Source organism: Apilactobacillus sp. EABW-1NA (genome assembly GCF_030398685.1).
Taxonomy (GTDB): Bacteria; Bacillota; Bacilli; order Lactobacillales; family Lactobacillaceae; genus Apilactobacillus; species Apilactobacillus waqarii.
Genome location: NZ_JAPDKO010000039.1, coordinates 1 through 6,935 on the forward strand (window position 1 = coordinate 1; position 6,935 = coordinate 6,935).

Below are 6,935 nucleotides of genomic sequence, written 5' to 3' on the forward strand. Positions count from 1 at the left end.
GGAATAATAAACGAATACTAACAAAATTAGGCAACCAATCACCTGTAGAATACAGAAAATCAGTTGCCCAATTAAATAGTTAGAAAGCTGCTTTTATTTATTTGTTCAAAATAATAGTTGCAGTTCCATTGGAGAGCTTTTTCTTATTGTGTGATTTCCACTTTATCTAGTTTTACCTTAAATCCAGCATTTGATAGGGTACCAGTAAGCGTGATGTTCTTGTCACCATACTTGGCAGAGTAACGGTAGGTATCTCCTTTACCAGTATCTGAGTCTGAATTGTAAATACGATCATTATTGTGTTGAGTTAAGTACACGTAAGTTGATTCGTTAGCAGCAACTTTCTTTAGTTCTTGTTGGTTGCTGATGGCTGAACTAGCTTGTTTGCTTAAAGATGTTTGGATGTAGAAATCTTTTCCCACAGGTAGGACAACAAAAATAAGCACAGCAAGGAATACTAAAATAATAATGTTTCTGATTGCCTTCATCATGGCACCTCCTTTGATTTTTGTAGTAATAAGAATATACCACTTTATAAACTTAATGAAAATGACAAACTATTGTCATCATTTTGTATTAACTCGTTAAAACGTTGATATAACATGCTTTTTATAGACTTTTTTACTGCAACTGAGATAATTGCTGTGCTATTATGTGGTTAGTACATAGCAAAGGTGGGTTACATTATGCAAATGAAGATGAGAAAATGGTTTTCACTTGGCGTTGGGGTATATGTAATCTTAACTATTATTGATGGATTTTTGGAAGGATTCTACTATCAATCACCATCTACTTGGCGCACTCTAATGGGCGTAAGAGTCGTTAAGAATTTTAACCCCGGAGAATTCAACTTTAGCCTATTGATTACATGGAAGACATTGATTTACTTTATTGTCATCATGTTAATCTGGATGGCTTTATATGGATTCACGGACTACATGCTAAAGGTAAATAAAAAGAACGGCTAATTCTAGCCGTTCTTTTTTGTACATTGATGGTTACTCCCAATCAGTTTTTTCTTTGGTATATATCGCAAATGGATCTTTAATTTCTTTGAAATTAAAGCCTGTTCGTTCGGCAACGTGTCGACATTTCATGTTTTTGATTTGCGATATTATTTTTAACTCTTCAATATCGAAAAAGTTAAATGCATAGCAGTTCATCACTTGTAAACTGTTATACATGATTCCCTTACCTTGATATTCACTTGATAACCAGTAACCAATTTCGCATGTATGTTTATCTTCATCTAAATTGTGTAGATCGATTATTCCAATCGGATTTTGCTCGTCAATGATTGCTAGAATAAAGATACAGTCTTGTCGAGCAGCTTTAATGAAATCTGTTTCATCATCAATAAATCTAATCTTATTAGCCCACGAACACCATTTTCCGAGTTGTTCACGGTCTTTCTGGATAATTCTATAAAACTTGGCAGCCATATCTTCTTCTACCAAGGTTAAACCATATTTGTGCTTGTTGATTTTAAATTCTGAAATGTTGTGCATAATTATCACTCCTATGATTTTTTTATAGTATATTCTCAGTCACAAAAAACTTCTCAAAGCTTTTTATTAACAAAAGTGAATTCTTTTGAACGATGAGTTTAATTGATTGCCATAAAAAAATAAATTAGTGACTTTTAAGCACAAAAAGAACGGCTAAACCTAGCCGTTCTTTTGTTTTGCATAAATCGCAAATGGTTCTTCTGTTTTTTGGAATGTGAATCCAGCACGTTCAGCGACGTGTCTGCTTGGTTCATTTTCAATTTCAGCTTTAATAATTAGCTTTTCCATATCAAAGAAGTTAAATGCATAACTAACAAGTGATTGCACACTGTTGTACATGATTCCTTTACCTTGATATTCACTGGATAACCAGTAGCCAATTTCAGCGGTATGGTTCACTTCATCCACATTGTGTAAATCAATCATACCGACTGGTTTTGCACCATTTAAAATTGCTAGAACGAATATATTGTGTTCTTTAGCATAGCGAATGAATTTTGCTTCGTCATCAATTGATTGCATGTCCTTAGCCCATGGTAGCCACTTTGCTAATTCTTCGCGGTCTTTATTGATGATGTCGTAAATTTCGGTGGACATAAATTCTTCGACTAACGCTAGACCATAATTTTGTCTATCTAGCTTAAATTCAGCGATATTATTCATAATTATCACTTCCTAGCATTTTGATTTCAGTATACCCTAAGGCATCTAAAAATGCACTGTTTATATTTACATAACTTTTACATAATTTTTATAGCAAATTTACATGGTAGGCATATATTAAAGATGTTCCATAAATAATTCATCAGGAGATGACGCTAATGATTTTCAAAGCCAAATTAATGAGTGGCTTATTGCTATTTTTAACACTTTCAAGTACTGGGGTGGCCGCTTCAGCCAAGAGTAAAGCACCGAGTGCCAAGAAGAGTGGCGACGTCGTGACGGTATATCTTGCTCGACATGGGCAGACCACCGGGAATGTTTTAACTTTAAACGAAGGATGGGATGACTATCCATTAACACCACGGGGTGACTTAGTTGCTAAACAGGTGGGAGCAGGACTTCGTGGAGTTCACTTCACAGAAGCAGCATGTGGTAAACTGGTTCGCCATTTGGACACTATCAAGGACATGTTGGACTATTCAGGTAATAGTAAACTAACAGTGTTAGAAAGTCCTCAGTTTAGAGAGGCTGGTAGTGGTAAGTACGAATTATACAATGGTGATCAAAGCGACAAACTTGTGAATGATTATTATCATGTTAAAGACGATGCATCACTATCAAAGAAGTTTGGTACTCAATTTGTACCAAAGACAATCCAAGCTATTTATGAAATCGATAAAGATAGCGATTCACTTCCAAAGGCTGACCGAGCTGAATCTGCAAACCAAGTAATTAAAAGAGAAGCAGACGGAATTAAGAGAGTTGCTAAATTAACTAAGAATAAAGATGGTAAAAATGCTCTAGTGGTAAGTTCAGGATACGTTATTGCTGCTTACCTATCGAAGTACGATCACAACTTAAGCAAAGCAGATAAACAATTACTAAGCACTGGTTCAATTCCTAACTCAGGAGTTACTAAAGTCTACTACAACGTAAAGACCGGTAAGGTCACATTTGGAAAGATTGGTGATTTAAGTTACGCCCAAAAGGGTGCTAAGTATCTACAAAGCCACAAGGTCAAGGAATCAGCTAGCATGAAAGTTGATTACGAAAAATAATTAAGGTGACTTGTATTTTGAACGAATAATATGAAGAAAGGCCAAAACTTGGCTAATTCGTCGCTTGGATGCATGGTGATTATGGTAGGTAATTATCGTTTATCTACAGCCGAAATGATTAATTGATCGATTATAGTTTCCGTAACCACTATTAATAATTAACATCACGCCATGAGGAATTTAATCCTTTACCTCATCCTTTACTTACAGTGCTGTTAGGCCTCGCATTCATAGAATTAGCCAAGATAAAACAAAAAAGCAATCCGACAAAGGATTGCTTTTTGTGTATAATAACAGTAACCGATATTTGGGAGGAAGACCATGTTAAAAAAGACATTTAATTGGTTCTCATATGGTACCATCTTGTACCTATTACTAATTTTACTTGATAGTTTTGTAGAACTTTTGGTGCACTCTCAAGGTTCCTGGGGATCATTATTAGGTTTTAGCATTATTAAGCTAAAGGGATTCTTGAACTTCAACATCGAATTAGATGTAAAAGCACTCCTAATCTTTTTCGTATTCATCTTTGTTTGGACTGTTAGCTACATCATCTACCATTTCGTAGCTGCAAACGAAGAGCAAGCATAACAAAAGAACGACTGTTATAGTCGTTCTTTTTTATTTGCCTTCATTGTTCTTAACTCGTCTTCGATTCTTAACATGTGGGTGTCGAAATTCTCAATCTTGTGAGCCAAGTGGTCGATGGCGTCATTCATCTTGTCGCGTTTTTCTTCCATTAGACGCTTTTGTTCGACCAATAGGGCTAATTGTTCATCTTCACTATCTTTTACGTTGTCGAATAGGTTAATGTATTGCTTTAAAGTGCTGATTTCCATTCCGGCATCACGCATTTTCTTCGCAAAACTAATTCGTCTAATCGCGTGATCATCGAAGTCGCGGACACCAGATTCATTTCTGTCGACGGCGGGGATAATGCTTTCTTTTTCGTAATAACGGATGGTAGATGCTGGCACACCGGTGATTTGACTGGCTTCTTTAATGTTCAAAATTTTTCACCTCAATGTCTTGCCTTAAAGTTGGCTTTAAGTAATATGATTACTTTATCATATTTTTAGGGGGACACAAGCATGAAGTATAAATTTGGCATTATTTTGCCAATTATTTTAATTAGCTATTTTTTGATTCTATTGGATAATTCCGTTGTATTTACAAGTACGGTTCAAATCGCCAACAGCCTACATATGACCAGCCAAAGTGTCGCATGGATCACCAATATCTATGCCTTAGTCTTTGGGAGCATGTTGTTACTAGGTGGTCGTCTAGGTGATTGTACGGCAGAAAACCAATCTTCTTAACAGGCCTGGTCATCTTTACGTTATTCTCACTACTAGTCGGTCTCGCACCAAACGGCTTATTCATCATCGTTATGCGCGCATTTCAAGGGATTGGTTCTGCAATTCTAGCGCCAACCTCATTGGCGTTGCTGCTTGATACCTATGAAGGTAAAAAGCGTGAAAAGGCAATCTCATTTTACGGAGTGACCGCCGGATTAGGTGCCAGTGTGGGACTAATCATCGGGGGATTAGTAACCACATTTTATTCATGGCGACTAGGTTTTCTGATCAACGTGCCACTGGGAATTTTATTAATTCTATTGACCATTTTCTTCGTGCCAAAGGTAAACGCCCAAGTGCACGCTCATTTGGACTATATTGGCTCAATTTTGTCCGTTTTAGCCATCTTGTCATTGGTTAATGCAATTAACGGTACCGGCCACAAGGGACTATTTATCGCCATTTTTGTCGTGTTATTGGTCATCTTCTTATTCCGTGAAGTCAAGATTGATAATCCAATCATGCCAATGGCCATCTTTAAGGACCAAGAACGTGTATCTGCATATATCGCTAGGTTCTTTTATATCGGATCAATGTTTTCATTCTTCTTTTTAGTCCCACAAGTACTACAAAAGTACTATGGCTTCACGCCGCTACTTTCTGCATTTGGTTTCATGCCAGAAACGATTCCGCAATTCTTGTTTGGGATGCTTCAATCCAAGCTATCAAGTAAGTATAAAAACGAAAGCCTATTGTTATTCGGTACCATTGTGACATTGCTGGGTGTCTTAATGCTATTCGGTTTAGATTTACAACATGGCTACATGATTTCAGTGGCACTACCAATGATTGTGATTGGAATCGGCCAAGGTTTCTCGTTCGGCCCACTGACAGTATCAGGAGTTGCCAATACGCCGAAGGAATTGGGTGGGGCGACATCCAGTGCGGTTAACGTTTTCTATCAACTAGGGAGTTCCATTCTATTGTCACTAGTGGTGACTTTGACCGCAGGCATCGCCAATGTGATTACCGCTTATCACTATCAAACACTATTAATGTCACTATTGATGTTAGTTCCATTAATTATGGCAATTAATATCAAACGACTTCACCGCAAATAAAAAAGGCTGCTCATTTGGGCGGTCTTTTTATTTTTTATGATAATCTTTAATCCAGAAAATAACATATACGCATAAAGCGATAAATAAGATTAGATGTAAAACTTTAAAAATAGTGTTGTGCGGTAAGTTTTCATTACTAATTAACGATAAATTGATCAATAATAGAGCAACAATTGAGATTGTGCGTTTGTTTTTCATTGGGTAAACCTCCGAAAGTTATTTAAGTGTGTTGGCACACTTTTCAATGTATTGTTGACGACGTTCAGGCGTGTCGACCTTTTCTTCCATGTTTCCTAAATCAAAGCAGTGAGTAGCTTTGATGCCACAGTAGGCAAGTAGTAGGTACTTCCATCTAAACAACACGTTACCAAACATCTTGTAGAAAAATGCTGGTCCGTGACTGGTTGTGAAGACGCTAGCTGTTTTACCGGTTAGTAGCTTTTCACGTTTGCCATTTGGAAGGTAGGTGTAGGCGAACTTAGGAGTGAAGACACGGTCGAATAGTCCCTTCAATACTGAAGGTTCAGCTGACCACCAGATTGGAAAGAAGAAGGCGATATGATCGGCATTTTGTACCAATTGTTGGACGAGCTTTGGAAATGATTCATCTTCCATGTGTTGTCTGTATCCGTAACGTAAAACGGGGTCAAAATCAGCATCACTCAAGTCGACTAATACAACTTCGTGACCTAATGATTTCGCGTGTTCTACATAGTTCATGGCATTGCCGTGTGAAAATGACTTTTCGTCGGGATGACCTTGAATAACTAGGATTTTCATTTTGATTTCCTCCGAAATATTTGACTTTATTATATCTTTAATTTGATAACTTTAAAACTGTAACATAATCTTAGTAAAATCTTTACCACTATTATAGGAAAAATGTTCTATGATAGGGGCAGATAAAGTAATTTATCCAATCTATATCTTGAGGTGATATTATGAATTTGGAAAATACAAAAGACAAGGTTGTAGGTAAAGCAACCGAATTAAAAGGTAAGGCTACTGGTAGCAAGTTAGATGAATTAAAGGGTAAGGCACAAAACTTCTTCGGTAAGGCTAAGGACAGTTTTGATGAAGCTCGTCGTAAGTCAGAAGAACGTCGTAGCCAACGTGAAAACGAAAACAAATAAACATAATAAAAAAGACGCCATTACGGCGTGAACTGAACCCCTTGAGTTGGAGAAATCTAACCTAAGGGGTTCTTTTATGTTTTCTAAAGAATTAAAATTAGCTGCCATTAAAGATTATTATAATGGTTTAGGATTTACAAAAATTATTAATAAG

The 6,935-nt window shown here is 36.7% G+C and carries 11 protein-coding genes; 6 read left to right on the forward strand and 5 right to left on the reverse strand.

Features of this window, described 5'->3' with window-relative positions:
- Positions 1-143: 143 nt before the first annotated feature.
- On the reverse strand, positions 144-488 hold the full coding sequence (locus OEZ61_RS07655; protein WP_220382353.1) for a hypothetical protein: 345 nt from the start codon (positions 486-488) through the stop codon (positions 144-146).
- Positions 489-686: 198 nt separating this feature from the next.
- Between OEZ61_RS07655 and OEZ61_RS07660 the strand changes: the two genes are divergently transcribed.
- Positions 687-968 (forward strand): hypothetical protein, encoded by a 282-nt coding sequence (locus OEZ61_RS07660; RefSeq protein WP_220382354.1) that lies wholly within the window; start codon positions 687-689, stop codon positions 966-968.
- Between the two features lie 30 nt (positions 969-998).
- Here the strand turns inward: OEZ61_RS07660 and OEZ61_RS07665 are convergent, their stop codons facing one another.
- Positions 999-1,508, reverse strand: a complete 510-nt coding sequence (locus tag OEZ61_RS07665) for a GNAT family N-acetyltransferase (protein WP_220382355.1) — start codon at positions 1,506-1,508, stop codon at positions 999-1,001.
- 159 nt (positions 1,509-1,667) lie between these two features.
- On the reverse strand, positions 1,668-2,171 hold the full coding sequence (locus OEZ61_RS07670; protein ID WP_057197260.1) for a GNAT family N-acetyltransferase: 504 nt from the start codon (positions 2,169-2,171) through the stop codon (positions 1,668-1,670).
- A gap of 158 nt (positions 2,172-2,329) precedes the next feature.
- Here OEZ61_RS07670 and OEZ61_RS07675 point away from each other — a divergent pair, with 158 nt between their 5' ends.
- Together OEZ61_RS07675 and OEZ61_RS07680 are read left to right on the forward strand one after the other, a co-directional pair.
- A complete protein-coding gene (locus tag OEZ61_RS07675) occupies positions 2,330-3,229 on the forward strand; it encodes a histidine phosphatase family protein (protein WP_220382356.1) in 900 nt (299 codons plus the stop codon).
- 321 nt (positions 3,230-3,550) lie between these two features.
- Positions 3,551-3,820, forward strand: a complete 270-nt coding sequence (locus OEZ61_RS07680; RefSeq protein ID WP_220382357.1) for a hypothetical protein — start codon at positions 3,551-3,553, stop codon at positions 3,818-3,820.
- Positions 3,821-3,834: 14 nt separating this feature from the next.
- Here OEZ61_RS07680 and OEZ61_RS07685 read toward each other — a convergent pair whose 3' ends face one another.
- Positions 3,835-4,239 (reverse strand): MerR family transcriptional regulator, encoded by a 405-nt coding sequence (locus OEZ61_RS07685; protein ID WP_248600960.1) that lies wholly within the window; start codon positions 4,237-4,239, stop codon positions 3,835-3,837.
- Between the two features lie 81 nt (positions 4,240-4,320).
- On the opposite strand from OEZ61_RS07685, the gene OEZ61_RS07690 reads away from it, so the two are divergent.
- Positions 4,321-4,548 (forward strand): hypothetical protein, encoded by a 228-nt coding sequence (locus OEZ61_RS07690; protein WP_290047301.1) that lies wholly within the window; start codon positions 4,321-4,323, stop codon positions 4,546-4,548.
- A complete protein-coding gene (locus tag OEZ61_RS07695; RefSeq protein ID WP_290047303.1) occupies positions 4,521-5,648 on the forward strand; it encodes an MFS transporter in 1,128 nt (375 codons plus the stop codon). Before OEZ61_RS07690 ends, OEZ61_RS07695 begins: the two co-directional genes overlap by 28 nt.
- Positions 5,649-5,864: 216 nt before the next feature.
- Here the strand turns inward: OEZ61_RS07695 and OEZ61_RS07700 are convergent, their stop codons facing one another.
- On the reverse strand, positions 5,865-6,428 hold the full coding sequence (locus tag OEZ61_RS07700) for an NAD(P)H-dependent oxidoreductase (protein ID WP_220382360.1): 564 nt from the start codon (positions 6,426-6,428) through the stop codon (positions 5,865-5,867).
- A gap of 161 nt (positions 6,429-6,589) precedes the next feature.
- Between OEZ61_RS07700 and OEZ61_RS07705 the strand changes: the two genes are divergently transcribed.
- The gene (locus OEZ61_RS07705) at positions 6,590-6,781 is read left to right on the forward strand and encodes a CsbD family protein (RefSeq protein ID WP_053791361.1); all 192 of its coding nucleotides are present in this window, start codon (positions 6,590-6,592) and stop codon (positions 6,779-6,781) included.
- The last annotated feature ends 154 nt before the right edge of the window (positions 6,782-6,935 follow it).